Annotated in this window: 26 protein-coding genes and 6 pseudogenes; 18 read left to right on the forward strand and 14 right to left on the reverse strand. The window is 68.8% G+C overall.

The window, feature by feature from the left end; translation table 11 throughout:
* Positions 1-404: 404 nt before the first annotated feature.
* Positions 405-1,004, reverse strand: a complete 600-nt coding sequence (locus tag SRB17_RS44480; RefSeq protein WP_153547838.1) for a TetR/AcrR family transcriptional regulator — start codon at positions 1,002-1,004, stop codon at positions 405-407.
* A gap of 96 nt (positions 1,005-1,100) precedes the next feature.
* Here SRB17_RS44480 and SRB17_RS44485 point away from each other — a divergent pair, with 96 nt between their 5' ends.
* On the forward strand, positions 1,101-1,847 hold the full coding sequence (locus SRB17_RS44485) for an SDR family NAD(P)-dependent oxidoreductase (protein WP_153547840.1): 747 nt from the start codon (positions 1,101-1,103) through the stop codon (positions 1,845-1,847).
* 247 nt (positions 1,848-2,094) lie between these two features.
* Positions 2,095-2,490 carry a transposase family protein gene (locus tag SRB17_RS47370; RefSeq protein WP_228396699.1) on the forward strand — a complete coding sequence of 132 codons (396 nt, stop codon included), beginning with the start codon at positions 2,095-2,097 and terminating at the stop codon, positions 2,488-2,490.
* Here the strand turns inward: SRB17_RS47370 and SRB17_RS44495 are convergent.
* Positions 2,451-2,739, reverse strand: a pseudogene (locus SRB17_RS44495) (integrase core domain-containing protein); the annotation flags it as partial. The gene SRB17_RS47370 and the pseudogene SRB17_RS44495 sit on opposite strands and share 40 nt — an antisense overlap.
* A 257-nt stretch (positions 2,740-2,996) precedes the next feature.
* Between SRB17_RS44495 and SRB17_RS44500 the strand changes: the two are divergent.
* From SRB17_RS44500 to SRB17_RS48800, 3 genes and pseudogenes are all read left to right on the forward strand, one after another.
* Positions 2,997-3,935 (forward strand): zinc ribbon domain-containing protein, encoded by a 939-nt coding sequence (locus tag SRB17_RS44500; protein ID WP_323377612.1) that lies wholly within the window; start codon positions 2,997-2,999, stop codon positions 3,933-3,935.
* On the forward strand, positions 3,883-4,590 hold the full coding sequence (locus tag SRB17_RS44505; protein WP_323377613.1) for a group II intron maturase-specific domain-containing protein: 708 nt from the start codon (positions 3,883-3,885) through the stop codon (positions 4,588-4,590). Before SRB17_RS44500 ends, SRB17_RS44505 begins: the two co-directional genes overlap by 53 nt.
* A gap of 118 nt (positions 4,591-4,708) precedes the next feature.
* Positions 4,709-4,843: pseudogene (locus SRB17_RS48800) on the forward strand (IS701 family transposase); the annotation flags it as partial.
* A 378-nt stretch (positions 4,844-5,221) separates the two neighbouring features.
* Here the strand turns inward: SRB17_RS48800 and SRB17_RS44515 are convergent.
* Positions 5,222-5,983, reverse strand: coding sequence for an IclR family transcriptional regulator (locus SRB17_RS44515; RefSeq protein WP_153547846.1), 762 nt, complete (start codon positions 5,981-5,983; stop codon positions 5,222-5,224).
* Between the two features lie 69 nt (positions 5,984-6,052).
* Between SRB17_RS44515 and SRB17_RS44520 the strand changes: the two genes are divergently transcribed.
* Genes SRB17_RS44520 through dmpG form a run of 3 tightly spaced genes read left to right on the forward strand, consistent with a single transcriptional unit; the run spans position 6,053 to position 8,843 of the window.
* Positions 6,053-6,874, forward strand: coding sequence for a 2-keto-4-pentenoate hydratase (locus SRB17_RS44520; RefSeq protein ID WP_323377614.1), 822 nt, complete (start codon positions 6,053-6,055; stop codon positions 6,872-6,874).
* Positions 6,871-7,815 carry an acetaldehyde dehydrogenase (acetylating) gene (locus tag SRB17_RS44525; protein ID WP_153547848.1) on the forward strand — a complete coding sequence of 315 codons (945 nt, stop codon included), beginning with the start codon at positions 6,871-6,873 and terminating at the stop codon, positions 7,813-7,815. The genes SRB17_RS44520 and SRB17_RS44525 overlap by 4 nt, the downstream gene beginning before the upstream one ends.
* On the forward strand, positions 7,815-8,843 hold the full coding sequence (gene dmpG, locus SRB17_RS44530; RefSeq protein ID WP_153547850.1) for a 4-hydroxy-2-oxovalerate aldolase: 1,029 nt from the start codon (positions 7,815-7,817) through the stop codon (positions 8,841-8,843). The genes SRB17_RS44525 and dmpG overlap by 1 nt, the downstream gene beginning before the upstream one ends.
* 89 nt (positions 8,844-8,932) lie before the next feature.
* Here the strand turns inward: dmpG and SRB17_RS47880 are convergent, their stop codons facing one another.
* The 3 genes from SRB17_RS47880 to SRB17_RS44540 form a co-directional block, all read right to left on the reverse strand.
* Entirely contained in the window at positions 8,933-9,058 is a 126-nt protein-coding gene (locus SRB17_RS47880) for a hypothetical protein (protein ID WP_267133519.1), read from the reverse strand.
* A 519-nt stretch (positions 9,059-9,577) separates the two neighbouring features.
* Positions 9,578-10,234, reverse strand: coding sequence for an SDR family oxidoreductase (locus SRB17_RS44535; protein ID WP_323377615.1), 657 nt, complete (start codon positions 10,232-10,234; stop codon positions 9,578-9,580).
* A 71-nt stretch (positions 10,235-10,305) separates the two neighbouring features.
* A complete protein-coding gene (locus SRB17_RS44540) occupies positions 10,306-11,145 on the reverse strand; it encodes an SDR family oxidoreductase (protein ID WP_153547851.1) in 840 nt (279 codons plus the stop codon).
* Between the two features lie 181 nt (positions 11,146-11,326).
* Between SRB17_RS44540 and SRB17_RS44545 the strand changes: the two genes are divergently transcribed.
* Positions 11,327-12,295: a helix-turn-helix transcriptional regulator gene (locus SRB17_RS44545; RefSeq protein ID WP_228396700.1), complete on the forward strand. Its 969-nt coding sequence runs from the start codon at positions 11,327-11,329 to the stop codon at positions 12,293-12,295.
* 1,181 nt (positions 12,296-13,476) lie between these two features.
* Here the strand turns inward: SRB17_RS44545 and SRB17_RS44550 are convergent.
* Positions 13,477-13,908, reverse strand: a pseudogene (locus SRB17_RS44550) (helix-turn-helix transcriptional regulator); the annotation flags it as partial.
* Positions 13,909-13,923: 15 nt separating this feature from the next.
* Between SRB17_RS44550 and SRB17_RS44555 the strand changes: the two are divergent.
* Together SRB17_RS44555 and SRB17_RS47885 are read left to right on the forward strand one after the other, a co-directional pair.
* The gene (locus SRB17_RS44555) at positions 13,924-14,145 is read left to right on the forward strand and encodes a hypothetical protein (RefSeq protein ID WP_153547856.1); all 222 of its coding nucleotides are present in this window, start codon (positions 13,924-13,926) and stop codon (positions 14,143-14,145) included.
* A 12-nt stretch (positions 14,146-14,157) separates the two neighbouring features.
* Positions 14,158-14,292, forward strand: coding sequence for a hypothetical protein (locus SRB17_RS47885; RefSeq protein WP_267133520.1), 135 nt, complete (start codon positions 14,158-14,160; stop codon positions 14,290-14,292).
* A 24-nt stretch (positions 14,293-14,316) separates the two neighbouring features.
* Here SRB17_RS47885 and SRB17_RS44560 read toward each other — a convergent pair whose 3' ends face one another.
* The gene (locus tag SRB17_RS44560) at positions 14,317-15,303 is read right to left on the reverse strand and encodes a helix-turn-helix domain-containing protein (protein ID WP_153547858.1); all 987 of its coding nucleotides are present in this window, start codon (positions 15,301-15,303) and stop codon (positions 14,317-14,319) included.
* Between the two features lie 140 nt (positions 15,304-15,443).
* Here SRB17_RS44560 and SRB17_RS44565 point away from each other — a divergent pair, with 140 nt between their 5' ends.
* Entirely contained in the window at positions 15,444-16,223 is a 780-nt protein-coding gene (locus SRB17_RS44565) for an SDR family NAD(P)-dependent oxidoreductase (RefSeq protein WP_153547860.1), read from the forward strand.
* A gap of 236 nt (positions 16,224-16,459) precedes the next feature.
* Here SRB17_RS44565 and SRB17_RS44570 read toward each other — a convergent pair whose 3' ends face one another.
* Positions 16,460-16,759, reverse strand: a complete 300-nt coding sequence (locus tag SRB17_RS44570; protein WP_153547862.1) for a transposase — start codon at positions 16,757-16,759, stop codon at positions 16,460-16,462.
* A 72-nt stretch (positions 16,760-16,831) separates the two neighbouring features.
* Between SRB17_RS44570 and SRB17_RS44575 the strand changes: the two are divergent.
* Positions 16,832-17,116: pseudogene (locus SRB17_RS44575) on the forward strand (transposase); the annotation flags it as partial.
* 18 nt (positions 17,117-17,134) lie between these two features.
* Here the strand turns inward: SRB17_RS44575 and SRB17_RS44580 are convergent.
* From SRB17_RS44580 to SRB17_RS44590, 3 genes and pseudogenes are all read right to left on the reverse strand, one after another.
* Positions 17,135-17,862, reverse strand: a pseudogene (locus SRB17_RS44580) (IS5 family transposase); the annotation flags it as partial.
* A 122-nt stretch (positions 17,863-17,984) separates the two neighbouring features.
* On the reverse strand, positions 17,985-18,287 hold the full coding sequence (locus SRB17_RS44585) for a D-alanyl-D-alanine carboxypeptidase (RefSeq protein WP_416237153.1): 303 nt from the start codon (positions 18,285-18,287) through the stop codon (positions 17,985-17,987).
* 210 nt (positions 18,288-18,497) lie between these two features.
* The gene (locus SRB17_RS44590; protein ID WP_153547883.1) at positions 18,498-19,364 is read right to left on the reverse strand and encodes an enoyl-CoA hydratase/isomerase family protein; all 867 of its coding nucleotides are present in this window, start codon (positions 19,362-19,364) and stop codon (positions 18,498-18,500) included.
* 103 nt (positions 19,365-19,467) lie between these two features.
* Here SRB17_RS44590 and SRB17_RS44595 point away from each other — a divergent pair, with 103 nt between their 5' ends.
* Together SRB17_RS44595 and SRB17_RS44600 are read left to right on the forward strand one after the other, a co-directional pair.
* Positions 19,468-20,043 carry a TetR family transcriptional regulator gene (locus SRB17_RS44595; RefSeq protein ID WP_153547868.1) on the forward strand — a complete coding sequence of 192 codons (576 nt, stop codon included), beginning with the start codon at positions 19,468-19,470 and terminating at the stop codon, positions 20,041-20,043.
* Positions 20,044-20,481: 438 nt separating this feature from the next.
* A pseudogene (locus tag SRB17_RS44600) lies at positions 20,482-20,954 on the forward strand (IS5 family transposase); the annotation flags it as partial.
* On the opposite strand, the gene SRB17_RS44605 reads toward SRB17_RS44600, so the two are convergent.
* On the reverse strand, positions 20,950-21,096 hold the full coding sequence (locus SRB17_RS44605; protein ID WP_153547870.1) for a hypothetical protein: 147 nt from the start codon (positions 21,094-21,096) through the stop codon (positions 20,950-20,952). The pseudogene SRB17_RS44600 and the gene SRB17_RS44605 overlap by 5 nt on opposite strands.
* A 106-nt stretch (positions 21,097-21,202) precedes the next feature.
* Between SRB17_RS44605 and SRB17_RS44610 the strand changes: the two genes are divergently transcribed.
* Together SRB17_RS44610 and SRB17_RS44615 are read left to right on the forward strand one after the other, a co-directional pair.
* Positions 21,203-21,532 (forward strand): ArsR/SmtB family transcription factor, encoded by a 330-nt coding sequence (locus tag SRB17_RS44610; RefSeq protein WP_194294373.1) that lies wholly within the window; start codon positions 21,203-21,205, stop codon positions 21,530-21,532.
* 239 nt (positions 21,533-21,771) lie between these two features.
* Positions 21,772-22,749 carry an MsnO8 family LLM class oxidoreductase gene (locus SRB17_RS44615; RefSeq protein ID WP_153547874.1) on the forward strand — a complete coding sequence of 326 codons (978 nt, stop codon included), beginning with the start codon at positions 21,772-21,774 and terminating at the stop codon, positions 22,747-22,749.
* 467 nt (positions 22,750-23,216) lie between these two features.
* Here SRB17_RS44615 and SRB17_RS45830 read toward each other — a convergent pair whose 3' ends face one another.
* Positions 23,217-24,038 (reverse strand): hypothetical protein, encoded by an 822-nt coding sequence (locus SRB17_RS45830; protein WP_194294374.1) that lies wholly within the window; start codon positions 24,036-24,038, stop codon positions 23,217-23,219.
* A 498-nt stretch (positions 24,039-24,536) separates the two neighbouring features.
* Here SRB17_RS45830 and SRB17_RS45835 point away from each other — a divergent pair.
* A partial coding sequence (locus SRB17_RS45835; protein ID WP_194294375.1) for an MFS transporter occupies positions 24,537-25,543 on the forward strand: 1,007 nt, incomplete at its 3' end.

A 25,543-nucleotide genomic window follows, 5' to 3' on the forward strand; every position in this document is an offset into this window, starting at 1 on the left:
GTTTCGACCTGGACGCCGTCGACCCGGTGGAACCAGAGGTCGCGAAGGAACGTGTCACCCATGGCCGTTCATGATCGTGGTTTCGGTGACCGTCCGTGGTGCTGGCACGGAAAGTGAGCCAGAACCACGGTTCAAGCGACGCCGACAGCTCAGTGGATATCTGCCGATGGTCTGCGCGCGGGGACCACTCCTGGGGGTGGGACAGAGGGTGATCCAGGTGGAGATGAGACGGCTTTGCCGTGTGCCACAGGCGGCGACGAGCACGAGCGTTCCGGAGCGGCACGAAGGTGTCTCTTCCCCGGCGGTCGCGGCGCAAGAGGGCGGCCAGGTCGGCAACCGGTCCGGACAGCGCTGTGCCCGAGCGTCTGGCAGACAGTGCGAACGGTTCGGTTGCGCCTGCCGGTTCAGTCGCCGGAGGGGTCCGGCAGGAGTTGAGCCGCGAGCGATCGCGCCGTGGCAGTGAGTGTGGCCGCGTCCAGCCCGGTTCGGCTCATGAACACGATCCCTTGCTGCGCGGCCAGCAGGGCCCGTGCCAGTGCGATCGGATCCGTTCCGGCCGGCAGGTCGCCCTCGCGTTGGGCGCGGGCGACGCAGTCGCCGATCAGCGCGGTGGACGTCTCGTAGGCGCGGTGAGCGTGAGCGAGGACTTCCGGATCGGCGTTACCGAGTTCGCAGGTGCTGTTGGCCAGCAGGCAGCCACGCCGCGTGCCGGCGTCGGCCGGGTCGCCGATCGGTGCCTCGAGGAGCATGCGCAGCGCGTCCACAGCCCGTGGAGCCTCGGTGAGGGCCTCCCGGAGATGGCCATGGTTGTCGTCGGTGTAGCTGTGCAGCGCCCGGAGGAAGAGCTGACGCTTGTCGCCGAACGCCGCATAGAGGCTGCCTTTGCCAAGCCCGCTGACCCGCATCAGGTCTTCCAGCGAGGTCGCGGCGTAACCGGCATCCCAGAACTGCTCCCGGACGGCGTCCAGTACCTGCTTCTCGTCGAACGCTCGCGGACGTGCCATGCGACTCAGGATACGGATTATTGACCGTCCGGTCCACCACGCTTACTGTGGACCGAGCAGTCAAGAACTCCGTTGCGTGTAGAAAGTGGAAAGCACATGGGAAAGCTGGACAACAAGGTGGCGATCGTGACCGGCGGATCGCGGGGAATCGGGGCGGCATCGGCTCTGGCGCTGGCCAACGAAGGAGCCGACGTCGCGATCAGCTACTCGTCCTCGGCGGATCGGGCCAAGGCCGTGGTCGCCGACCTGGAGGCAAAAGGAGTGCGCGCGGCGGCCTTCCGGGCCGACCAGGCGGATGCGAAGCAGGCGGCAGGCCTGATCCACGGCGTGGTCGAGCGGTTCGGAAAGCTGGACATTCTGGTCAACAATGCGGCCACGGGTGGTGGCGGCCTCATCGACAGCGACATCGCCGACGAGGCCGCCCGCGAGCGGCAGCTCGCCGTCAACTACACCAGCGTCGTGGCCGGGATCCAGGCGGCGTTCCCGCTGCTGCCTGATGGCGGGCGGATCATCAGTATCAGCTCGGGTGTGGCAACACGGGCAGGTTTCCCTGGGATGGCGTACTACACGGGCACAAAGTCGGCCCTCGAGGGCTTCAGCCGTGGCGCAGCCCGCGATCTGGCGCACCGGGGCATCACGGTCAACGTCGTCCAGCCCGGGTTCGTCGACACCGAAGCAAACCCCGCCGACGGCCCGGCCGCAGCCACGTTCCTTCCGACAACGGCAATGGGGCGCTACGGCAGGCCGGAAGAGATCGCCGCAGGCGTCGTCTTCCTCGCAAGCCCGCAGGCCTCCTACGTTACCGGCACAGTGCTGAGGATCGACGGTGGATACAGCGCATAGCCCGACCGCGCAGCCTCGGCGAAGCCACGGACAGCGGCCGGCCATGGACGGCGGTGACGCAGGAGTGAAATGACACCTACACGTCGAACGCCTCCTGACTTGGCCAGGGCTGCTTCAAAGTCCGAGTGATGCTCCGAAGTCGCAGGTCACGGTGGCGTGACGACTGCCGGTCGCCCCGTCTCGTACACAACGAAGCTCCGGTTGGAGCGGGTGACCTCTCAAGTCGCCCTGCCGAACCGGAGCTTCGATGTGCCGTCAGTCTGCCAGCGTCTGCCTGATCAAGTCGCCCTCGCGTCAGCACCGCGCACTGCCGGGACTGCCGCAGCGGCTGGCCACGCTGGCCGATCCGCGGCACCGGCGCGGGAAGCGTCACCCGTTCGTGAGCGTGCTGCTGATCGCGTGCTCGGCCGTGCTGAGCGGAGCGCGTTCATTCGCCGCGATCGGCCAGTGGGCCAGGAATGCCCCGCAGGAGGCTCTCGCCCGGCTCGGTGCCCGCACCACCAGGTGTTCGCCGTCCGCGTCGCGCCGAGCACGGCGACCGTCCGCCGGATCATCAACCGCACCTGGGCCTTGTCCCTGTGGGGTGGACACCTGTTCGTGTTGTTATGCGGCGAGTGTCAGGGTAGCTGACTGTTGCTCGTAGGCGATGGGTGCCTGCTGTCCGTTCGCCGAGTGCCTGCGGGCGGGTGTTGTAGCGGGTGGTCCAGCGGAAGACGGCCAGGCGGCAGGCGCGGGCCCCGTCGAAGCGGCGGGCGCCTTGGAGCGTCTCGCGTTTGAGGGCCGCGTTGAAGCTCTCGGCGAGGGCGTTGTCCGCGCTCGTGCCGACCGCGCCCATGGACTGCCGCACTCCCAAATCGGCGCAGATGTCTGCGAATTGGCGGGAGGTGTACTGCCCAGGTTCAACCAGTCGTTGCAACACCCCAGATCAGAGAGGTGTGTTGTGGGGCGACCAGCGGATTGGATGACGGAGTTGACGGGGCGGTTGCCCATGAAGTCGCCGGGACGGCCCTCGACCCGGCGGGAGGTCGAGAGACTGTTCTGGCGAGAGATCGCCAAGGGACTGACCAGTGAGGATGCCAGCACGAGCCGGCCGGGCTGAACCGTCGGGCCCGTCTGGAGGGCCGAGCCACCCCGCGCCCGGTCAAGACGGTGGACCGGCCCCGCGAGGAATGGATCGGCATCCCGGTCCCCGCGATCATCACCTCCACGACCTTCGAACGCACCGCGAAGCGGCTGCAGGACAACAAACGCTTCGCCTCCCGCAACACCAAGGTCCCCTCTCTCCTGCAGGGCATAGCTGCCTGCGTGAGCTGCGGATACGGCTACTACCGCACCTCGACCCGCACCACCAACAAGAAGATCTACTACTACCGGTGCCTGGGCTCGGACGACTACCGCTACGAGGGCGGCCGCGTCTGCACCAACAAGCCGGTCCGCGCCGACTACCTCGACACCCTCGTCTGGGACCACGTCACCAGCCTCCTCGCTGACCCAGCCCTGATCCGCACCGAGATCGACCGTCGACTGGAACAGGCCTGCACCGCGGACCCGGCCCGACGCGAACGCGCCCGCCTGGAAACCGCCCTGGCCACAGCTGCCCGTGGCATCACCCGCATGATCGAGGCATACCAAGAACAGCTGATCACCATCGACGAACTACGCGCCCGCATGCCTGACCTGCGAACCCGCGAAGTCGGCCTGCGCAGCCAACTCGACGCGCTTGAGGCCCAGCTCGCCGACCGCGACACCTACCTCAAACTCGCCCACGACCTCGAGGGCTTCCTCGCTCAACTCCGCGCCGGCGCGAGGACCGCCGACGTCCCCGAACGCCAACGCGTGCTCCGACTCCTCGTCCACGACGTCCTCATCGGCCCGGAGAAGATCACCATCCGGCACCGCATCCCGATCCGCGAGCACACCCCCGCCAACCACGGTCAGTCACCAGACTCCGACGCCGAGGACGACATGCGCCCGGGTTATCTATTGCGTTGGAGGCGTGATCAGCCCCCTCCTGCTCAACATGGCTCTCCACGGAATGGAAAAGGCTGCCGGAGTCCGCTACTACATCGGCGGGAGCCATGCCGGTGAAACAATGCCGGGCTCGCCGGTGCTGATCAGATACGCCGACGACCTGCTTGCCTTCGCTCACTCCAGAGCCGAAGCGGAGCAGATAAAGGAGCGGCTGGCCACCTGGCTGAAGCCAAGAGGTCTGGCCTTCAACGAGGACAAGACGAACATCGTCCATCTCAATGAAGGCTGCGACTTCCTGGGCTTCAGCGTCCGCCGCTACCGCGGCGGGGCGGTGCTGCTGATCAAGCCGAGCACGGCAGCCGTGCGACGCATCCGGAAACGGCTGGCGGCCGAGGTCAAGGCCCTGCGCGGGGCCAACGCCGAGGCGCTGATCCACAAGCTCAACCCGATCATTCGGGGATGGGCGGCCTATTACCGGAGCGTGGTGTCCAGCCGCACCTTCCATGCGCTGGACGCCTACGTGTGGAAGCTCGTCTACAAGTGGGCGACCCACACGCATCCGAACAAGCCGAAGCGCTGGGTCAGCGCCCGTTACTTCGGCATGTTCAACAGAGCCAGGCGAGACAGGTGGGTCTTCGGTGACCGCGACAGCGGCCACTACCTCGCCAAGTTCTCCTGGACGAAGATCGTCCGGCACCAGATGGTCAAGGGCAGCGCGTCCGTCGACGAACCCGCCCTTACCGACTATTGGGCCGGGCGACGTCGCAGATAGAAACCAGCACCTTCGCATGCCTGCGAGCCCCCGGGCTTGCTTGAGCCGTGTGCTCGGACAACGGGCCCGCACGGTTCTGAGGGGGGACCGCCGCAGCAATGCGGCGGTCCTACCCGACCAGGCCGCGAAGAACGAGTGCGGCCTGGATGAGTACGAGGTCCGCCGCTACGTCGGCTGGTATCGGCACATCACGCTGGCCATGCTTGCGCACTGCTTCCTGGCGGCGATGGCCGCCCGCGCCTTCGAAAGGGGGGTCGCAGAAACGGTCCAGGCAGCCTCGTTCCCCTCACCGTGGCAGAAGTGCGACGGCTCCTGGATCTTGCCCATGTCCCGACAGGCAGACCGCAACCACCCCAGCGCCGGCTCCACTGGTCGCACTGGCGCCGACGACACCAAGCCGTCGCTCGGCACTGCCACTACCGGCGCCGCACGCACTTCGATCGGGTGAGTCACGAACCACCGCCCCCATGATGGGGCGTCAGTCAAATAGACTCGAAACCGACGCGCTGACCAGCACAAATGGAGAAACGCGACTGGAGTACTAAGCAATCACTTTCGTGGTACCACCCCGTCCCGATACCCCGTGGCCCTCGCCCCTGGATGTGGCGCCGTCCCCCGCACCACCGCCAAATCACCTCAGAAATTCCCGCCGAACCAGCGTGCTCCCCAGCGCCGCCGCAGCAGCACGAACCGCCGTCGCCTGTGCTTCGGGGTGGAACCTGCTGGTGGGTCCGGCCACACTGATCGCGGCCACAGGCTTGTCCTCGTGGCCGAGGACGGGCGCGGCCACGCACACCAAGCCAACCGCCGACTCCTCGCGCTCGAACGCGACGCCCGTCTCCGTCACCCGCTGCAGCTGTCGGCGCAGGATGCCCGGCGCCACAACGGTGTGCGGCGTGCGGCGCTCCAGCGGCCCGGTCAGCACCTCGTGCCGCAGCTCCGCGTCCGCGCGTGCGAGCAGTGCCTTGCCGATGGCGGTGCAGTGCAGCGGCATCCGCCCGCCGGTGCGGGAGGGCACCCTCGCCTGGCGGTGTCCGCCGATCTTCGCGACGTAGACGACGTCATGGCCCTCGCGCAGTCCGAGGTGCACGGTCTCGTGGGTGCGCTCGTAGAGTTCCTGGAGGAAGGGCATCGCCACCTCGAGCAGACTGCGCTCTAGTGAGGCGAGCATGCCGAGCTCGAACAGGCCGCCGCTGAGGCGGTAGCCGCCGGCGGCCCGCTCGAGCAGCCGGTTGGCGACGAGTTCGCCGGACAGCCGGTACACCGTCGCCTTGTGCAGGCCGGTGCGCTGCACCAGGTCAGCGAGGCTCACCGCGTGGTCGTCGGGTTTGAAGGCGCGCAGGATCGTCACCGCCTTGCCCAGCACCGTGTTCAGGTCGGCCGTGTTAGCCATGTCCGCCAGCGTATCGCTCAGCGATACGAAGTGCTGGTTCGGAGTCCTGGCCGGCCGCACTGTGAAGGCGTGAACGAAAGCAATCGACTCGCCACCGCGAGCTCCTCCGACATCGCGACCGCGGCCGAGCGCATCGCCGAGGCCTTCGCCTCCGGCGTGCCGTGCGCACCCGTGCGCGACCTGATCGGGCGGGACGACCTGGCCGCCGCCTACGCAGTGCAGGGCACGCTCACCGAGCGCCGGCTCGCTGCGGGCGCGTCGGTCGTCGGCCGCAAGATCGGTCTCACCTCCGAGGCCGTGCAGCGGCAGCTCGGCGTTGACCAGCCCGACTTCGGTGTCCTTTTTGACGACATGGCCTGCGCCGACGGCGGCACGATCCCCTTCTCGCAGGTCCTGCAGCCCCGTGCCGAGGCGGAGATCGCCTTCGTGCTCAGTGCCGACCTCGCCGAGGGCCCGCTCTCGCGCGAGCAGGTCCGCGGCGCGATCGCGTACGCGGTGGCCGCGCTCGAGATCTGCGGCAGCCGGATCGCGGGGTGGGACATCAGCTTCGGCGATACCGTCGCCGACAACGCCTCCGCGGGGGCGTACGTGCTGGGGACGAAGCGACTCGGGCTCGACGCGTTCGACCCCGTGGCCGTCGAGATGTCGATGAGCATCAACGGTGAGGAGGTCTCCGCCGGGTCCGGAGCGGCCTGTCTCGGCGACCCGGTCGAGGCGGTCGTCTGGCTCGCCCGCACCGCCCGCGAGTTCGGCGAGCCGTTGCGCGCCGGCCAGGTCGTGCTCTCCGGCGCCCTCGGCCCGATGCGTCCGATCGCCGCCGGTGACGCCGTCACCGCCACGCTGTCCGACCTCGGCGCCGTGACGGCCCGCTTCAGCGAGGGAACAGCATGAGCAGGACGAAGGTCGCGATCATCGGGTCGGGCAACATCGGCACCGATCTGATGATCAAGGTGCTGCGCGGGTCGCGGCACCTTGAGATGGGCGCCATGGTCGGTATCGACCCCGCCTCGGACGGCCTGGCCCGCGCCGCCCGCCTCGGTGTGCCCACCACCCACGAGGGCGTCGACGGGCTGATCGCCCTGCCGGGCTTCGACGACATCGAACTCGTCTTCGACGCGACGTCCGCCAAGGCCCACGAGGCCAATGCCGCCGCTCTGCTCCCGCTCGGGAAGCGGCTGATCGACCTGACCCCGGCCGCGACCGGACCGTACGTCGTCCCCGCCGTCAACCTCGACCAGCACCTGGACGCGCCCGACGTCAACATGGTCACCTGCGGCGGCCAGGCGACGATCCCGATCGTCGCCGCGGTTGGCCGCGTCGTACCCGTCGAGTACGCCGAGATCGTCGCGTCGATCGCGTCAAAGTCGGCCGGCCCCGGCACCCGCGCCAACATCGACGAGTTCACCGAGACCACCTCGGCCGCCATCGAGCGAGTCGGCGGTGCCCGCCGCGGCAAGGCGATCATCGTCCTCAATCCGGCCGAGCCCCCGCTGATGATGCGGGACACGGTCTTCTGCCTCGTCACCGCACCAGACCCGGCGGCGCACGACGAGATCCGCCGGTCGGTCGAGAAGATGATCGCCGAGGTCGCCGCTTACGTCCCCGGGTACCGCCTCAAGCAGCGGGTGCAGATCGCTCCCGTCCCCGCCGGGCAGCCCGTGGAGACTCTGCTGCAGGGCGACGGCGTCCGGCCCACTCACCAGGTGTCCGTCTTCCTCGAGGTCGAAGGCGCCGCGCACTACCTCCCGGCCTACGCCGGCAACCTCGACATCATGACCTCTGCCGGCATCCAGGTCGCGGAGCGCATCGCCGCACGGAAGGCAGGCCGCTGATGGGCACCCCAATCTTCGTCCAGGACGTGACCCTACGCGACGGCATGCACGCCGTACGCCACCGGATCACCCCCAAGGACGTCAAGCGCATCGTCTCCGCGCTCGACCGGGCAGGCGTCGATGCGATCGAGGTCGCGCACGGCGACGGCCTCGCCGGCGGGTCGGTCAACTACGGCCCCGGTTCGCACACGGACTGGGAGTGGATCGAGGGGGCGGCCTCCGTGCTGAAGCGCGCCCGCCTCACCACGCTGCTGCTGCCCGGCGTCGGCACCATCCACGAGCTGAAGCGCGCCTACGACCTGGGCGTGCGCTCGGTCCGCGTCGCCACGCACTGCACCGAGGCCGACATCGCCGCCCAGCACATCGCCGCCGCACGCGAACTCGGCATGGACGTGTCCGGCTTCCTGATGCTCTCCCATATGGCTCCGCCCGAGGAACTGGCCCAGCAGGCCAAGCTGATGGAGTCCTACGGCGCGCACTGCGTCTACGTCACCGACTCCGGCGGACGGCTCACCATGAACGACGTGGCCGCGCGCGTACGGGCCTACCGCGACCACCTGGACGCGGATACCGAGATCGGCATCCACGCCCACGAGAACCTCTCACTGTCGGTCGCCAACTCCGTCATCGCCGTGGAGAACGGCGTGCGCCGGGTCGACGCCTCGCTCGCCGGGCACGGCGCGGGGGCGGGCAACTGCCCGCTGGAGGCGTTCATCGCAGTCGCGAACATCTCGGGCTTCGAGCACGGCTGCGACCTGTTCCAGCTCCAGGACGCCGCCGACGACATCGTCCGGCCGCTGCAGGACCGTCCGGTGCGCGTCGACCGGGAGACCCTCACCCTCGGGTACGCGGGCGTCTACTCGTCGTTCCTGCGGCACGCGGAGGCCGCCGCCACGCGCTACGGCATCGATGTGCGCGAGATCCTCATGGAGTGCGGCCGACGCCGGCTCGTGGGCGGCCAGGAGGACATGATCGTCGACGTAGCGCTCACCCTCCTCGCGGCGCACGGGACGCGCTCCGTTGCCTGACCAGATGCCCGGAGCCCGGTTCAGCGCCCGGCGAGCAGCGCCTCGCCGAGCGTCGCCACGGCGTCGGCGAGTTCCTCCTGCCCGATCGGCTAGCCGTCTGCCGACCGGCACGAGACGAACGGGCCGTCGAACCCGGCCATGCCGAAGTGCGCGAGGGCGTCCGCCACCTTGCCGGCGGCGGCCTCGCCCTCCCCCGCGAACGCGGAACGGATCAAGTGCCGCATATGGTCGCGGCCCTCGTCACACACCACCTGCACGGTCTGCAGCGCCTCCGGCGCCTCGGCGGCCTCATCGGGATTCCTCCGTGGATACCCCCGCCTTCGGGCGGGGGAGGAAACGGACTCCTGCGGAGCAGGGCAGGGAAAGCCGGTTCGCCGCCAGGGCGGATCGGCGTCCGCCGCCAACGGCCCGCAGGAGACTGGTAGTTTGTAGGCCGTCCGGCCGGTGATAGCCAAGCCGGCCGGGCCTACCGCCGGGCCGGCGGGATGTCAGGTCTGTGGAGCCGGCGTAAGACTGCTGGGCGTACCCACGTCCCTTGCCGTTAGTTCGGGGCAGCTGCTGTCTGAGAAGCAGAAAGCTCAACCCGCGAGGGAAGAATCCCCCTGCTTCAGCTGGGGGAGAAGTCAACACCAGGACGAGCAGGAGCCGTAGGAACTCTTCCCGGTTCTCGATGACGTCGCCGGTCCTGCTCATCAAAGAGCGTTTTGTCCCGCTGAGGTTGGGGCCTTGACCGGTCAAGGCCCGTCCGTGTCGCGCAGGCACTCAATGTCGTGGAGCAGGCCGGCCATCGTGGCGCCGGCGGCGGGGTCGGTGACGTGGTCGGGCAGTTCGGTGTCGACCATGCCGGGTTCGATAGCGCTCACCCGTACGTTCTTCCGGCCCAGTTCGACGCGGATGAGACGGGTCAGGTGTCTGATGTAGGCCTTGGTACCGGAGTAGATCGAGTACTTCTCCAGAATGCGCGTCGCCGCGATGGAGGAGGCGTTGATCAGGTCGGCGGCAGCTCCCCGGTCGGCGGCGGCGGTCAGGTGCGGGAGGAAGGCGGCGATCACGTTCATCACTCCCTTGACGTTGAGATCGATCTGCCGCTGCCAGTCGTCGACCCTGAGCTCGTCGATGGCGGAGATGAGCTGGACGCCCGCGTTGTTGAACACCAGGTCCGCCGGACCGAGTGTGTCCGCCACCTGGTCGGCCGCCGTGCGGACGGCTGCACGGTCGGTGACGTCGACGGGCAGGGAGAGGACCTGTCTGCCCCTCGAGGCGATGTCGTCGGCGAGCGCTTCGAGCTTCTCCTGGCGGCATGCGACGACGGCGACGGCGGCTCCGAGTTCGGCGAGCCGGCGAGCAGTGGCCGCACCCATTCCGCTGGAGGCGCCGGTGACCACGGCCACGCGGCCGTTCGGTCAGCAGGAATGTCATGGCTGGGGTACTTCTTGTTCTCAAAAGGCGCCGCTGAAGGCGATCAGAGGGCGTCGTCGCAGGCGGTGGCGGCGGACTTGTCCTGCCAGGCCACGAGGTCGTCCTGAAGGCTCTGGATCTTGACCAGCTGGCGTTCGATCGCGTCACGGCCCAGGGCCAGATGCCCGGGGAGCTTGTCGCAGCCGACGACCTCGTGGATCAGGGCGGCGCCCTTGACGGGGTCACCGAGCTGGTGGTGGTTGGCAGTGCCGCTCCAGTCCAGGGTGACGTGGGCAGGGGTGCCGTCGTAGGCGGGAATGCGCGCGGCCGGGGTCGAGAGCGAACTGGTGTCGAGGAAGTCGGTGCGGAAGACGCCGGGCTCCACGACCATGCTCTGGATCCCGAACGGCTCCAACTCCACCGCCAGTGCCTCGGCGATGCCGGCCACCGCGGCCTTCGAGGCGCTGTACATGCTCACCCCGGGCTCGCCCTCGAATCCGGAGCGGGAGCCGATGTGCACGATCTTCCCCGCTCCGGCCGCCCGCATGACGGGCAGGACGGCGCGGGTCATGTTGATCAGCCCGAAGACATTGAGGTCGAACAGCGAGCGCGCCTCGGCGTCCGTGATCTCCTCCAGCGCCCCGAGCAGGCCACGGCCCGCGTTGTTGACGAGAATGTCGATCGTGCCGAAACGCTCCACGGCCGCTTCGACGGCAGCCGTGATCTCCTCGCTCCGGGTGACGTCGAGGGCGACACCGAGAACCCGGTCGGAGGCCCGCAGCTCCTCCGGCAGTTTCCGCGGATCCCGCGCGGCGGCCACGATCGTGTCGCCGCCCCGCAGAGCGGCCAGAGCGATCTCCAGACCGAGCCCCCGCGCCGCACCGGTAATGAACCAAGTAGCCATGAGAAGCCTCCATACGTTGGTCGAAAGGTGCCCCGGCCACCACGTCCGGCGGTGAGGCCCGACATCCACTGAACCAGCTGCGAACAGGCACAGGAGGCTTGAAAATGGCCCACCCCATCGGGGGACGAAGTGGGCCACCCTCCCGCCGCCGCACCCCCGGCGCATGCGCGATGCTGGAGACATGGACCGTGAGCACCCCACCAGCGCGTCGATGGCGGAATTCCTCCGCTCCGCGCGCTCGCGCCTTACCCCGCAGGAGGCCGGACTCGACGACCCCGGCCTCGGCCGGCGCCGGGTGTCCGGCCTGCGCCGCGAGGAACTCGCCCGGCTGGCCGGAGTGAGCGTGGACTACTACACCCGCCTCGAACAAGGCCGCAGCCCCAGCGCCTCCGCCGAAGTCCTCGACGCCCTCGCCACCGCCCTGCACCTGGACGACGCCGAGCGCAGCCACCTACACACACTCGCCCGGCCCCGGCCCGCCCGCCGCCGCAGCCGTCCCCGCCCCCAGCGCGTCCACCCCGCCACCTGGGACCTCCTGGACACCCTCCAGCAGACCTGCCGCCCCGCCTTCGTCCTCGGGCGGCGCCTCGACGTGCTGGCCCACAACCAGCTCGCCGGACGGCTCATCACCGACTTCCGGGCGCTCCCCGCGGCCGAGCGGAACCAGGCCCGCTTCGTTTTCCTCGACCCGCACGCGCGCGAGCTGTACCGGGACTGGACCCGCGTCGCCGCGGACACCGCCGCCATGCTCCGCCTCGACGCCGGCCGCCACCCCGACGACCCCGCCCTCAGCGCCCTCGTCGGCGAACTCTCCATACACAGCCAGGAGTTCCGGCGCTTCTGGTCGGACAACAAGGTCCACCGGCGCACCACCGGCACCAAGGACTACCACCACCCCCTCGTCGGCGACCTCACTATCACTTACCAGGCCCTCACCCCCGCCGACGACCCCGACCAGACCCTCTTCGTCTACGGCACCGAACCCGGCAGCCCGTCCGAAACTGCCCTCCGCCTCCTGGCCGGATGGGGCGCGGAGGCAGTCGGCACCAGGGGCGTCACCGCACGAACCCCGGGAGCACGCTCGAAGACGGACGATCTCCGGGAGGGGCCCAGGCCTCCTGAGGATCTGTCCGGCGACGCCCCGGGGTGACGGCGGCAGAACTGTGGACGGGCCGGAAGAGCCCGCTTCCCGGTCAAGGGAGCCTTACAGGCATCTCGACCGCCCTGAACACCTCCTCGGCACCCTTCAGGGCCGACTCCACCGCGGAACGTCCGTGACGTCCACCGAGCCCGTCATCGGGATTACTCCGTGGATACCCCCGCCTTCAGGCGGGGGAGGAAACGGACTCCTGCGGAGCAGGGCAGGGAAAGCCGGTTCGCCGCCAGGGCGGATCGGCGTCCACCGCCAACGACCCGCAGGAGACTGGTAGTTTGCAGGCCGTCCGGCCGGTGATAGCCAAGCCGGCCGGGCCTACCGCCTAGCCGGCGGGATGTCAGGTCTGCGGAGCTGGCGTAAGACTGCCGGGCGTACCCACGTCCCTTGCCGTTAGTTCGGGGCAGCCGCTGTCCGAGAAGCAGAAAGCTCAACCCGCAAGGGAAGAATCCCCCTGCTTCAGCTGGGGGAGAAGTCAAGCCTGCCACCTCGTCGCCCCACGGGGCCGACGGCAGGTCCACGGCCAGCGTCTTGATCCCCTGCGTGCGCAGCATCTCCACGAACGGGGCCCCGTGCCGCTGGAGGCTCGGACCACGACCGCGTGCTGCTCGGCGGGAGCCCCGTCCCCGGCCCCGGCCACCCGGCTCGCGCTTGCTGGTCTGCCGCCATGGTTGCTCTCCCTGCGTGAGCGTCCTCGTCCGCCGGCCACTGGGACGGTCTCGCCCCGGCCGTGGTGTGGCGGTAGGCACACTTGCGTTGTCAGCAAAGCATTCACGGAACGGTTGCGCAGAACGCAATGAGAGCATGGCGGTGCAGAGCCGCCGAGTTGGAGGGGTAGATCCGGTCCGTGCCGTGTTCGGCAAGACCTGGTGGACCGGTCCCGGATTGCAACCGGGAATCACCAGCGTCGAGAACTCTCTCCGGTATGTCGGCTGTCCGGACCCGGTGCCATGACGCGATCGACAGCACACGATCCGTCCGCGCGACGAGCTCCGAAGACTTCGCACGTCGCAGTTGCGGCCGTGTTCGAATCTTGAGCGAAAACATGAAAGTGTCTTCTCGGCCGGAATGACGAGACCCGTCCGGCCTCTGTCACCACAGCAGGAAGGCACTTTCCGCACGCGTCGTAACGGGGACGCGCCGCAAACTCATCGTCTGGGCCGAAGGCCGGGGAGTGGTCAGCTGCGGACCCGTCGGTCAGGTGGCTTCAAGCTCCTGGATGAACTGCGGGGAGCGTGTCGGCTTCGTCGACACGCGCCGCCGTCCGGTGGCCGTCCGGCTACGAAATTGATCGCCCGGACAATTTCTCGTCGGTGAAAGGTCCGCGTTGCCGCGTTGCCGCGTGCTGGAGGACGGGAACGTCTGGCCCGTCGTGGGGGCCGGCCGGTGCGGTAGCGGCCCGGAGAGATGCCGTAGTTGCGGCGGAAGGCGGTGGCGAAGGAGAACTCGTTGGCGTAACCGGACTGACGGGCGATCGCGGCCAGTGGTGCGTCGGTCTCGCGCAGCACACGGGCGGCGGTGCTCAGCCGCAGATCTCTCACGTAGGCCATCGGGGGTTTGCCGACAAGGACAGTGAATCGCCGGGTGAAGGCCGTGCGGGACATTCCCGCCTGAGTGCTGAGGAGTTGGACGACGGCTTCCTCGCCTCCAACCCGGGCCTGGCCTCCCGGTTCTCACGGCACGTGACGTTCCCCGACTACAGCTTTGAGGAACTGGTCACCATCGTCCGGCAGCACGCCGACGCCTCGGGCTACACGTGCGCCGCCGACGTATCGCAAGCGCTGCTCGCGTTCTTCCAGGCCCAGCCCCGCGACCAGTCCTTCGGCAACGCGCGGCTCGCCCGGTAGACCGTCGAGCGGATGGCCACCCGGCAGGCCCGGCGACTGGCCGCGATGGACTCCCCAGGCATGGCGGACCTCCAGACCCTGCTGGTGGCGGACCTGCCCGAACTGCCGTCCGCGGCGGCCGGACACCAGGGGGTGTCTGACAAATGAGCGCGTAAAGGGAGGAACTTCACACTACGCGGGCCGATCGACCACCGCACCAAGATGATCTCCGGCGGGCGACGCACCGCTGAGGGGCCTGGCCGGGCTGCCGATACCGATGTCGCGTCCAGAGTTTGACCGTTCGACGCCTCGGAAGGCCGTCACGTCTTCTCGACGACCTACTCGCAGATCCTGTGTGCCCAGCACAGCCAGCAGCTCCAGCTTCTCCGCCGTGTCCGTGCCGGACACCGGGGTGAACCACAGCAGGCGTTGACGGCCGTCCTCGCTCAGCAGATTGAGGCAGTTGACGTCCAGGATCCCCAGGGAGGGGTGACAGATGCGCTTGCGGTCGGTGTGCCTGACTGCCACTTCGCGCTCCGCCCAGAGGCGGGCGAACTCCTTGCTGCTCTGTTCCAGCTCGCTGATCAGTTGTGAAGCCTCCTGATCGCTGCGACTGCGTCGGCCGACGGCCGCACGCAGGTCCGCAACGAGGGTCCGGGAGTGGTGCTCGTGATCGTCCTCCGGGTACAGGGCCCGAACCCTCGGATCATCGGTGAACCACTGGTGGATAAAGCTGGCCCCCGGCCCCGCGGCGGGGACGATCGGGCCGAAAAGGGCATCGGCGAGGCGGTTCTGCATCAGCATGACGTGCAGGTCCGTGCAGACGAAGGCCGGCATGGCGGAGAGGCGGTCCAGCAGGTCGAACATGGCTGGATGGAGATGTGCCGACGAGCCTCCGAAGGGTGGCAGCGGTCGGCCCGCGAGGCGGTAGAGGTGGTCACGCTCGTCGTTCGTCAGCCGCAGCGCGCGGGCCAGCGCGCTCAGCATCTGCTCCGACGGTTGGGCCCCGCCGCGCTCGATCTCGATGTAGTAGTCGGTCGAGGCCCCGGCCAGCATGGCGACCTCGTCGCGACGTAGCCCCGGAACCCTGCGCCGGGGCCCGGCGGCCAGGCCGACGTCCGAGGGCTGGACACGATCGCGTCGGGACCTGACGAACTTACCCAGCTCGGCCAGATTCATCCTTCCAGTATCCGCGCCAGGGACCGCCTCAACCAGGGGTTCCCACCCCCTGGGTAAAGACCCACTGGTTGCCGTCGACCCGCGGTCCCATGGTGGAGGTGTCAGCGAGGGACCACCGGCAGAGGGAACAAGAAGGAACCATGTCCACCACCACGATCGCCCTAGTCACCGGCGCCAACCGCGGCATCGGCCGCTCCATCGTCGAGGCACTCGCCGCCGACGGCAGGGACATCATCTTCACCTACAACTCCCACGAAGGGGAGGCGAAGGAGGTCGTCGACGCCGTGGCCGCGCAGGGCGGCGTCGCCGAGGCGATCCAGCTCGATACCACGCGGCCCGCTGCGTTCCCCGGCTTCGCCGACGCCGTGCGGCAGGCCCTGCGTGCCCGCTGGGACCGCGAGTCCTTCGACATCCTGGTCAACAACGCCGGGTTCGCCCTGCACACCCCGATGGGGGCCACCGACGAGGAGAGCCTGGACCAGCTCTTCGCCGTCCACTTCAAGGGCGTCTTCCTCCTAACCCAGGCCCTCGCCATGGCCCCCGAGGGCACCGCGCCCCTGCTCGCCGACGGCGGCCGGATCATCAACTCCTCGACCGGCCTCGCTCGGTTCGTCACCCCTCCCTACGCCGCTTATGCGGCGGTCAAGGGAGCGGTGGAGGTACTGACCCGTTACTGGGCGGTGGAGCTCGGCGGGCGGGGCATCAGCGTCAACACCATCGCGCCCGGCCCCGTGAACACCGACTTCGACGGGGGTTACCTCCGCGACGAGAACCTTCAGCAGATCTTCAGCGGGCTCGCCGCCCAGGGCCGGGTCGCCCACGCGGACGACATCGGCCCGGTCGTGGCGGCCCTGGTCCGCGAGGGCACCAACTGGATGACGGGGCAGCGCATCGAGGTGAGCGGCGGCTTCCGCATGTGACGTCGTGTGCCGACAGCGGCCGACCGAGTCGCCGGGTGACCGGGCCCAGGTGCCGTCCGACTCGTGGTGCACGGCCCGTATCCGGGCGGCGAGGCGAGCGTCGGCCGCCTGCCGGGCGGCCCGGTCCGCGGCCGTCCGACGCCAGTAGTAGAAGCTGGAGCGGGCGATGCCAAGGATGGTGCACAGCCGATTCACGCCGTATCGGCGGTGGTGGTCGGCAACGAACTGGAAGCGGTTCACCAGCGCGTCTCCCCGGCGAAATACTTCGCCGCCTTGCGCAGGATCTCGCGTTCCTCCTCCAGCTCACGGACCTTCTTGCGCAGAGCCGCGTTCTCCGCCTCCAGCGGTGTCGGCGACTCGGTCGGCACCTCCGCCCGGCGTCCCCGCGGCCGGCTCGCGCCGGCTGCCCGCACCCAGTTCCGCAAGGTCTCGGGATTGATTCCCAGATCGGCAGCGACCTGCCGGATCGTCGCCTCGGGCCGCGACTGGTACAGCGCGACCGCGTCCGCCTTGAACTGCGGCGGATAGTTCTTCATGACCACGAGATGTCCGTTCTCAGATCCTCAGGATCCAGTGTCTCGTGTGTCCAGGATCAAGGGTCAAGGCCCCACTTGAAGCCCCAACGCCTGCACGCCGACAAGGCATATGACATCCCCCACCTGCGGAAATGGCTACGCGGCAAACGCATCGGCGTGCGCATCGCCCGCAAAGGCATCGAGTCCAGCGAACGCTTGGGCCGCCGAAGGTGGGTGATCGAGCGGACGATGTCCTGGCTGTCCGGCTACCGCAGGCTCAGCCCCCGCTACGAGCGCGATCCCCGTAACTACCTGGCCTTTCTCGGCTTGGCCGCAGCCATCTGCTGCTACAAGCGACTGATCCGCCTCACCACATAGGACACCGTCTAAGAACTCCTAACAAAGTGCGAGGTTCTTGAGTCGGCGCCAGCAGATGATGCTGCAGGCCAGGCTGAGGAAGGCTTCGTGGATGTCGTCGCGGATCTCCCAGCGGATGCGTAACCGGCGGAACCAGTGCAGCAGCGCGAAACTCTGCTCGACCACCCAACGGTGTACGCCGAGTCCTGATCCGTGTTCGGTGCCGCGCCGCGCGATGACCGGGGTGATCCCGACCGCGCGGACCTGCTTGCGGTACTTGTCGTGGTCATAGCCGCGGTCGGCGTAGATGGTGTCCGGCCGTCGGCGGGGCCGTCCGCGCCGGCCCCGCACTGGCGGGACGGCCTCGATCAGCGGCATGAGCTGGGTGACGTCGTTGCGGTTGCCGCCGGTCAGTGACACTGCCAGCGGAATGCCGTGCGCTTCGGTGATCAGATGGTGCTTCGAGCCTGCTCGGGCACGGTCGACCGGGCTCGGTCCGGTTTTAGGCCGCCCTTCATGGCCCGCACGTGAGAGCCGTCGATCACCGCCCGCGACCAGTCCAGAGCGCCTGCGGCGTGCAACTCGGCCAGCAGCGACTCGTGCAGACGCTGCCAGACACCTGCCTCGTTCCAGTCACGCAGACGCCGCCAGCAGGTCATCCCCGAGCCGAAGCCCAGTGCCTGGGGCAGGAACTCCCACGGAATGCCCGTATAGAGCACGAACAGGATCCCGGACAGCACCTTCCGGTCATCCAGACGCTTGCGGCCCCGGCGTCACTACATGCGTCCAGGCGGCGGCCTCCAGGTGCGGCGATGGTTGGCCCGCCGCCGCACCCCGAGGTGAATCGGCCGGCATCAGCGGCTCGATCCGCTCCCACGCAGATCAGTGATCACCGGCGGGACACGCCCATCCGATCAACGGTTCTGAGCATCGTGTGGACGACGTCGGACAGCTTCGGCGACAGGTGTCGTGCGACCGGCACGTCCGTGCGTTCCGCCGTGCGGCGGGTGACATCGCCGTCCACGGTGACTCCGTCGGCGGCGAGTTGCTCGGTGAACACCTGCCCCGCGTCGAGAGAGGTGTCCATGGACTGGTGCCCGTCGACCACGAGGGCGCGGACCGGGGCGACGGAGGCCGGGTAGTACCCGTCGTTCCAGCCATTGGCGACGGAGGGGACCAGCCGCTGGCGCACTGTACATGGGCAGGGCGTGCGCCCCGGTGGGCGAGGCACGACCGCACCCCGTCGGGGAAGTGGCCACAGGCGTCTGCGGCCCGGCCGGTGGAGCAGGGTGATGCGGACGCAGCGCCTATGACGAGTGCGCCGTCCCCGGGTTGCGCCTGTTGAGGGGCGGATCTTCCCGGGGTACGGTCACGGTCGGCCTGCGCGGTTCAGTCGGTGGCTTCAGACACGGGTCGCGTTGAGGATCTCTTCCAGACGACGTTCGCCCTCACGTGTTTGGGCTCCAGCCGCGAGCAGCTTCTGGGCGAGCGTGGCGGCGTCAGGCGTGAACAGACTGGTCAGCACCTCGTTCTCGATGGTCAGCCCTTCCTCCGTGACTGGGGCGGCCGCGGCGTTGACGGCAGTCTTGACCGCAGCGACGATCTCCGGACGCAGTCGCGCGATGCGGCGGGCCAGAGTGTCGACGAAGTCGTCGAGCTTGTCGGCCGGCAGGGCTCGGTTGACCAGCCCGTAGGCCGTGGCGAGCTCGGCGTCGACGAGCTCGCCGCCAAGGATGAGCTCCAGGGCCCGGGCACGCCCGGTGAGCTTGGTGAGGTACTGCGTACCGCCGCCGCCGGGGATGATGCCCATGAGTGTCTCCGGCTGGGCCTGTCCGGATTTGCCTATCGCGGCGAACCGCATGTCCAGGGCCATCAGGAACTCGTTGCCGCCGCCGCGGGCGAGGCCAGCGAGCTTGCCGATAGTGACCTGCGGCAGTGAGCGCACTTCCTCGTGCACCACCTGCATGAGGTTCATCGTCGGCGGCACGGCTGCGTCGGGAACGGCCGCGATGGCCGCGCCGGCCGCCTCGACGGCCGTCTGCGGGTCGATGATGAAGCCCATGTCACCGTGCGCTACGAAGAAGTCGGGGTCCGCGCTGTCGAACACGACCACCCGGACATCGCTGTCGTGTCGTACTCGGGCGATGAAGGCGCGCAGCGACGGCAGCAATGTGGCGTCGGCCAGGTTCAGCGGCGGGTTGTCGATGGTGACGGTCGCAACACCGTCGGAGAGGGTCACGTGGATCCCCGCCAGCTCTTGGTACGACATGGCGAACTTCTCTCTGTATGGGCAGGCCCGGGCCGTCTTCGGCCCTAATGGACGAATGTTCATTAACGTTATGCCATTAATGGTCGGGTGTACAGTAAGGTCCATGCCGCAGCCAGCAACGACCAGGAAAAGGACCCGGGACCCCGAGGCCAAGAGGGCGGCGATCCTCGACGCGGCCCGCGCGACCTTCGCGGAACTGGGCTACGAGAGAGCGACGATCAGAGAGATCGCCAAGCGGGCAGGTGTCGCCAACGGCCTGGTCACGCTCCACTTCTCCAGCAAGGAGAACCTCTTCATCGTCGCGGCGGCCCCCCAGCAGATCGTCCAAAACGTGGCCGGCGACCTGGAGGGGCTCCCGCGACGGGTCGCGAGCACCTTCATCCAGCAGATGGAGTCGGGTGAACTGGCAGAGTCCTTCACCGCGTTGCTGCGCAGCTCGACCAGTGACCGCGCCGTGGCACAGGAGTTGCAGCGGGCCATGCGCGAGCAGAGCATCACCGCCTACCGGCAGGTGTCCTCTGACGATGACGCGGAAGCGAAGGTCGAAATGATCGTCGCCGTCCTTAACGGCGTCGCTCTCGGCCGCTACGTGCTGGCCGACGGCCTCCTGGCCACGATGAGCCCGGAGGAAGTCATCGATCGCACCACAGAACTGCTGCGCACCGTGGTGCTCGGATAAGACCCGCTCAGCACGCGGCGGCGGATGTCCTCTACGTGCACTTGACTGCCTCGTTCTCGGCACCGGGTGTCCGGGGCCGCCTCTACGAGGACCGCCCATGATGGAGGGCGGCCACGTACGAGATATGCCCCCCTGGTCCGCCCGTCGACGGGGCTCGGACCTGCGTTCGCCCCCTCGTCGGCCTTCACGTGGGTTCACGGCGATCCACCGCCGCACGTCCGCCGGCGTGTCGTCGTAGTACCCGGCCGCGGCGTCCCGGGCCCGCTCGGCCTCGAGCGCATGGTCCGCGTCGTACAGCACCGTCATGTACAGCTTCTGACGCCGTTCAGCGCCACCCAGGCCGCCTCCGCCTTAGAATTACTAATAGAAATGCGCTTTTTGCCTTGGAATAGCGGCTCCTGGTGGAGCGTTAGCCTTCATGTGAGAAGAGGTGAGCAGCTGCCGTGGATCGTGTCCGACGAGCTGTGGGCACGGATCGAGCCGTTGCTTCCGGTGGTGCCGCGCCGTGCGGATCATCCGGGCCGCAAGCGTCTGGATGACCGGAAGGTGCTGTCCGGGATCCTGTTCGTGCTCTATACGGGCATTCCGTGGGAGTTCCTGCCCCAGGCACTGGGCTTCGGCTCGGGGATGACCTGCTGGCGGCGTCTGCGTGACTGGAACGAGGCAGGTGTCTGGCAGCGTCTGCACGAGTCGCTGCTGGCCGAGTTGCACGCCGCAGGCGCTCTGGACTGGTCGCGGGCGGTGATCGACGGCTCTCACGTGCGGGCCATGAAGGGCGGCCTAAAACCGGACCGAGCCCGGTCGACCGTGCCCGAGCAGGCTCGAAGCACCATCTGATCACCGAAGCGCACGGCATTCCGCTGGCAGTGTCACTGACCGGCGGCAACCGCAACGACGTCACCCAGCTCATGTGAACAGTTCACCCCACTGGGCCAGCACATTGCCGTCTCCGCTGTCGGCCTGGTGCAGGTCCTGCCCCAGGCCGTAGAGGGCGATCTTGTCCTGGATCTCGATGCGGTCGAGCAGGTACTGGATGCGGATGTCGTCGGCCATGGCCCGGTCCTCGCACTGGATTCCGTATTTCCAAGTCTATGGAAATATGGCCTTACGCTGGCATGCGGGTGTGGCGCGTGACCCCCGGACATCGACCCCTCTGCCCTTGCCGAGCCTGGACAAGGTCTTCGCCGCGCTCGGTGACGAAAGCCGCCTGGCCATCGTCCGGTTGCTGCTCGACGGACGGCCACGAACCGCCGGCGAGATCGCCGCGCAGGTGTCGCTACCGGCCTCGACCTGCTCCTATCACCTCACCAAGCTGCTCAACGCCAGCATCACCGTATGCGTCGCCGACGGCACGCTGCGCCAACCGATACTGCGTCGTGAAGCGCTCGCTGACAGACTCCCGGGACTGCTCGCCTTGATCCGTCACGGCGTACCTTCGTCCGTGGAGAGCCCTCCTCCCTCAGCTCCGGGAAAGGGGGCCACCGGCTGACATCGGACCACAGACGCGGCCTTCGGCCCCTTCGCAGTCGGGGGGAGGCCCAGGGCGCTTGCTTTGGAGGTCATCTCATTCGGGCAGGGCCGACACGACGGCCGGGAGCCGGTCGGTGAGGCCGGTGACGGTCTTGCGGGTGAGCGCGAGGTGCTGAACGGCGACGTAGGCACAAAGGGCAACATCGAGGTCCGGCTCGATGCCCTCACGTCGCAGCGCGCCGTAGCTAGACTTTGATCATGACAATCTCACTGTCCGCGCTGGATCTTGTGATCGCGGAATCCAACCGCACCGCCGCCGAGTCGCTCGACGTGACCAGCCGGACCGTGCTTCGACTGGACGAACTCGGCTACCGGCGGGTCTGGTTCGCTGAACATCACGGAGTCGAACTGGCGGCGAGCGTGGTACCGGCGGTTCTGATGGCCCACTTCGCGGCCCTGACCAGGCGTATCCGGCTCGGGTCCGGTGGCGTCCTGGCGCCCAATCACGCGCCACTGGCGATCGCGGAGCAGTTCGCCACCCTGGCGACGCTGCATCCGGATCGCATAGACATGGGCATCGGCCGCGGTCCAGGTACGTTCGACCCATCGATCGTGCGGGCGTTGCGTCGGGGCGGCGAGCGGACCACGGATGCCGAGTACACCGAAGACGTAGCCGCGATCCTGAAGTACCTTTCCGGCGAAGGCGGAGTACATCTGATAGCCGGCTGGCAACCGGACGATGGAGGGGCCTGCCCGTGGCTGCTGGCGTCCAGCCCGGCCAGCGCGGAGCTGGCGGCTGGGCTGGGACTGCCGATCGCGCTGGCGCACCACATTCGGCCGGATCAGAGCGTCGCCACGGTGGAGCGCTACCGGGAACGCTTCACACCGTCGCGGTGGGCGGACCGGCCCTACGTGATGGTCGCGGTCGAGACGGTCGTGGCCGACACGGACGAGGAGGCCGCACGACTGGCGCGCCCGGCCGACGTCGCGAGGTCCAAGCCTTCGGCGCTGCTCTCCCCGGAAGAGGCGGCTCTGCACGAGATTCCGGGGGAGGCGGGCGGCACTGTGCAGGCGTTCGCCGCGGCGCAGGCGCGCGGCGCGGTGGAGACGGTGCGACGCCGGTTCGCGGAGATCGTGCAGCAGACCGGCGCGGACGAGTTGATGCTGTTCACCCCCGTGTACGACGCCGACGCACGGATCCGCTGCTACGAGCTGGCTGCGGAGGCCGTCGAGTAGAGCGGCGCAGGAAGCAATAGCCGACGGAACCCCCACCCGGCCTTGCTTCCACCCCCAGTCGGAAACGGACATCACCTCACGACCACCCACTTGCAAGGGGCCGAACTGCCGGCCGGACGAACTTGCCATCGGCTGGATCCGCGGCGTTCGGCAGCGACCCTGCCGCGCACCTCGTCGGTGGCTTCGCTGGTCGGTCAGGGCCACTACCTGGTTGGCCGGTCAGGTGGCACGGTGATCGCGGCATTCTGGGACTTGCTGAAGGGGGAGCGATAGAGGGTTCGACGGATGGGGCCGGGAGGGAGCGTGTGCGGCCGGGAGGTCACGCGGTCGTCGCGCGGTCCGCTCCGGAGGTCTCCGCGGTCGCTCGCCTAGATCATCTTCAGGGCGTCGTGGGGAACAACGCCGTCGTACGCCTGCTGGGTGAGCAGCCCGCATGTCGGACCAGCTCTCCGAGTGAGCCCCGCCGTTCATCCCGTGGACTTCGTGTGCGCGGGGGTTTCGAACCGCTCAGCGAGGCCGTCCACACGCCTGCGCACCCCTCCGACGAGTTCGGCATGGACCGGCGGCAGCAGGCCGCGCCGGTCCAAACGGCCCCACAGCCGCAACAGTTCACGCCCGTGCACCACAACGGCGTGGTCGTCGTCGAGCCGTTGCCAGGCGGCCGCCGCCCGCACCATGTCCTCGGCCGCCCGCGGGTCCCCGGCACGACGCCGGGCCCCCGCCACCCCCAGGGCCAGCACGGTGGCTTCGTGGGGGTCACCGCGCAGGTGCGCGAGGTACGCCTCCAGGGCCAGTGCCTCCACTGTGCGCGGGTCGCCGGGCCCCGCCGCGTCGGCCAGGTTCTCGCGCGGTGCGGTCGCGAGAGCGTACGCGTCGTCCAGTCGGCCGTCGGCCGCGAGAGCGTTGACGCGGCCGATCCGTCCGGCGAGTGCGGAGGGGAGGGGCGCGGCAAGCGCGTCAGCGACGGCCGTGGCACCGGAGCCGGTGGTGACATCAGGTTCTGGCATGAGGGCGGGCTTCGACTCCGGCCCGGGCAAGGAATCGGCGACCGGCGCCCCGGTGGAGGTGAGGAGCCGGCTGGAGCCGTCCGGGGAGACCTCCAGCACGAAGTGGCCGGAGGCGAGGCCGTCATCCATGGCCGCCTGGACCGGGCCGCCCTGTTCGTCGGCGCGGCGCCGGAGTTGGTCCAGCACCGCCTCGTGCACGGACTGGCCAGGTGCGGGGACCAGGGGTTCCCCGTCGATCGTGGCAGGTCCCTCGCCGGGAATGAGCACCTCGTAGCGGGACACGACTGTTCTCCTCATGAGGTCGTGACCGGTCGGGGAAGCCGGAGGGCGGGGAGCCAGAAGCCGGTGGGGACGCGCGAGACCAGGCCGGTGGCTCTTGCGCAGCCGGCGGACTGGGCGGGAGGCACTGCCTGTGGTGCGGCGCCGCTCTCGTCCGCCGTTTCAGCGTTCACGGGTGTCCACCCCTCTCTCTTCGAATCGCTGTGCCGGGACGGCCCGTTGTGCCGTCCAAGCGCTCGACAGATGGAAACGGGCCTGGTGACGCATTGGTTCAAACCGTGGAAGCCGAACGAGTGGAAGGGGCAGCCGTACGAGGCGGAACGCGTTCTGGGCGCCAGCCTTGACCACCAGCGGCCCCAGTCTCGGCCACCAGGCCGCGGCCTGGCTGCAAAAGCGAAACGGCTCCCGGTCGCCCCGCGGGACCGCTCGGAGCCCCTGGACAGACCAGTCTGTCTGCTGCTAACGTCGTCCGGACAGACCGGTCTGCCTGGAGGAGGGTCAGTGACATCCCGCAGCGTCGGCTCGGCCACGTCGCTTGAGTTCCCCGCACCCCGCCAGAGTGGACAGGACGCCCCTGGCGGAACGGGCACGCTCGCGAGTTCCCTCGTCGTGTTCTTCCTCGCGAGCGCGAACGCGCCGAGCCCGTTGTACGAAACGTACGAGTCGGCGTGGCATGCCGGTGCGCTGACCGGGACGGCCGCGTTCGCGACCTACGCGGTAGGGGTCGTCGGCGGGTTGCTGTGGCTGGACAGGCTGTCCGAGCGTTTCGGGCGCCGAGCGGTCCTGCTCAGCTCCATCGGTGGCCAGGTGATCGCCCTCGCCCTGTTCGCCCTTGCCGGATCCTTCGTGCCGATCTTCATCGGCAGGGCGCTGCAGGGGCTGGCGTCAGGGGCCGCGTTCGGCACCCTGTCGGCCCTCATGATCGAGTCCGACCAGGTGCGCGGCCCGATCGCCAGCGCCGCCTCGCCGGGGACCGGCAGTGGGTTCGGGGCCCTGCTGAGCGGCTTCCTCATCCAGTTCGCGCCCGGCCCCACGCGCACGGTCTACCTGGTCCTGGGCTCGGTACTCCTGGTCCAAGGTGTGCTGGTTATGCGCCTGATCCCGGACACGGTCCGGCGGCCGGGCCCGGTGATGTCACTCAGGCCACGTATCGCCGTGCCCCCGTACGCCCGTGCCGCCTTCGTCGGGTACACACCCGTGGTCTTCGTGGTCTGGGGCCTGTCCGGTTTCTACGCGGCGCTGAGTCCGGCCCTGTTCCGGACGCTGGCCCGCGGAGCCTCCGGATGGCAGAGCGCGCTTCCGCTGTTCACCCTGCTGGGCACCGCGACGGTGATGACGGTGGCGTTGCGCCACGTCAGAGGCAGGGCGGTCACCGTCGTCGGCCTGGTCCTGACGATTGCGGGCCTCGGCGTGACGGTCGCGGCGCTCGCGCTGAGCTCGGCCGGTCTCTATCTGGCGGCCAGCGTGGTTGCGGGCATGGGGTACGGCGCCGGCTTCCAGGGCCCCGT

The organism is Streptomyces sp. RB17 (genome assembly GCF_009604455.1).
In the GTDB taxonomy this organism is placed as follows: domain Bacteria; phylum Actinomycetota; class Actinomycetes; order Streptomycetales; family Streptomycetaceae; genus Streptomyces.

What these genes read in the sequence shown, in the direction of transcription:
- SRB17_RS44605 (WP_153547870.1), bottom strand. Translation starts at nt 21,096, where the DNA reads ATGGCCGACGACATCCGCATCCAGTACCTGCTCGACCGCATCGAGATC.
- SRB17_RS44615 (WP_153547874.1), top strand. Translation starts at nt 21,772, where the DNA reads ATGACAATCTCACTGTCCGCGCTGGATCTTGTGATCGCGGAATCCAAC.
- SRB17_RS44590 (WP_153547883.1), bottom strand. Translation starts at nt 19,364, where the DNA reads ATGTCGTACCAAGAGCTGGCGGGGATCCACGTGACCCTCTCCGACGGT.
- SRB17_RS44570 (WP_153547862.1), bottom strand. Translation starts at nt 16,759, where the DNA reads ATGAAGAACTATCCGCCGCAGTTCAAGGCGGACGCGGTCGCGCTGTAC.
- SRB17_RS44595 (WP_153547868.1), top strand. Translation starts at nt 19,468, where the DNA reads ATGCCGCAGCCAGCAACGACCAGGAAAAGGACCCGGGACCCCGAGGCC.
- SRB17_RS44565 (WP_153547860.1), top strand. Translation starts at nt 15,444, where the DNA reads ATGTCCACCACCACGATCGCCCTAGTCACCGGCGCCAACCGCGGCATC.
- SRB17_RS47885 (WP_267133520.1), top strand. Translation starts at nt 14,158, where the DNA reads ATGGCCACCCGGCAGGCCCGGCGACTGGCCGCGATGGACTCCCCAGGC.
- SRB17_RS44485 (WP_153547840.1), top strand. Translation starts at nt 1,101, where the DNA reads ATGGGAAAGCTGGACAACAAGGTGGCGATCGTGACCGGCGGATCGCGG.
- SRB17_RS44545 (WP_228396700.1), top strand. Translation starts at nt 11,327, where the DNA reads ATGGACCGTGAGCACCCCACCAGCGCGTCGATGGCGGAATTCCTCCGC.
- SRB17_RS44525 (WP_153547848.1), top strand. Translation starts at nt 6,871, where the DNA reads ATGAGCAGGACGAAGGTCGCGATCATCGGGTCGGGCAACATCGGCACC.
- SRB17_RS47370 (WP_228396699.1), top strand. Translation starts at nt 2,095, where the DNA reads ATGTGCCGTCAGTCTGCCAGCGTCTGCCTGATCAAGTCGCCCTCGCGT.
- SRB17_RS44540 (WP_153547851.1), bottom strand. Translation starts at nt 11,145, where the DNA reads ATGGCTACTTGGTTCATTACCGGTGCGGCGCGGGGGCTCGGTCTGGAG.
- SRB17_RS44505 (WP_323377613.1), top strand. Translation starts at nt 3,883, where the DNA reads ATGGAAAAGGCTGCCGGAGTCCGCTACTACATCGGCGGGAGCCATGCC.
- SRB17_RS44515 (WP_153547846.1), bottom strand. Translation starts at nt 5,983, where the DNA reads ATGGCTAACACGGCCGACCTGAACACGGTGCTGGGCAAGGCGGTGACG.
- dmpG (WP_153547850.1), top strand. Translation starts at nt 7,815, where the DNA reads ATGGGCACCCCAATCTTCGTCCAGGACGTGACCCTACGCGACGGCATG.
- SRB17_RS44480 (WP_153547838.1), bottom strand. Translation starts at nt 1,004, where the DNA reads ATGGCACGTCCGCGAGCGTTCGACGAGAAGCAGGTACTGGACGCCGTC.
- SRB17_RS44560 (WP_153547858.1), bottom strand. Translation starts at nt 15,303, where the DNA reads ATGAATCTGGCCGAGCTGGGTAAGTTCGTCAGGTCCCGACGCGATCGT.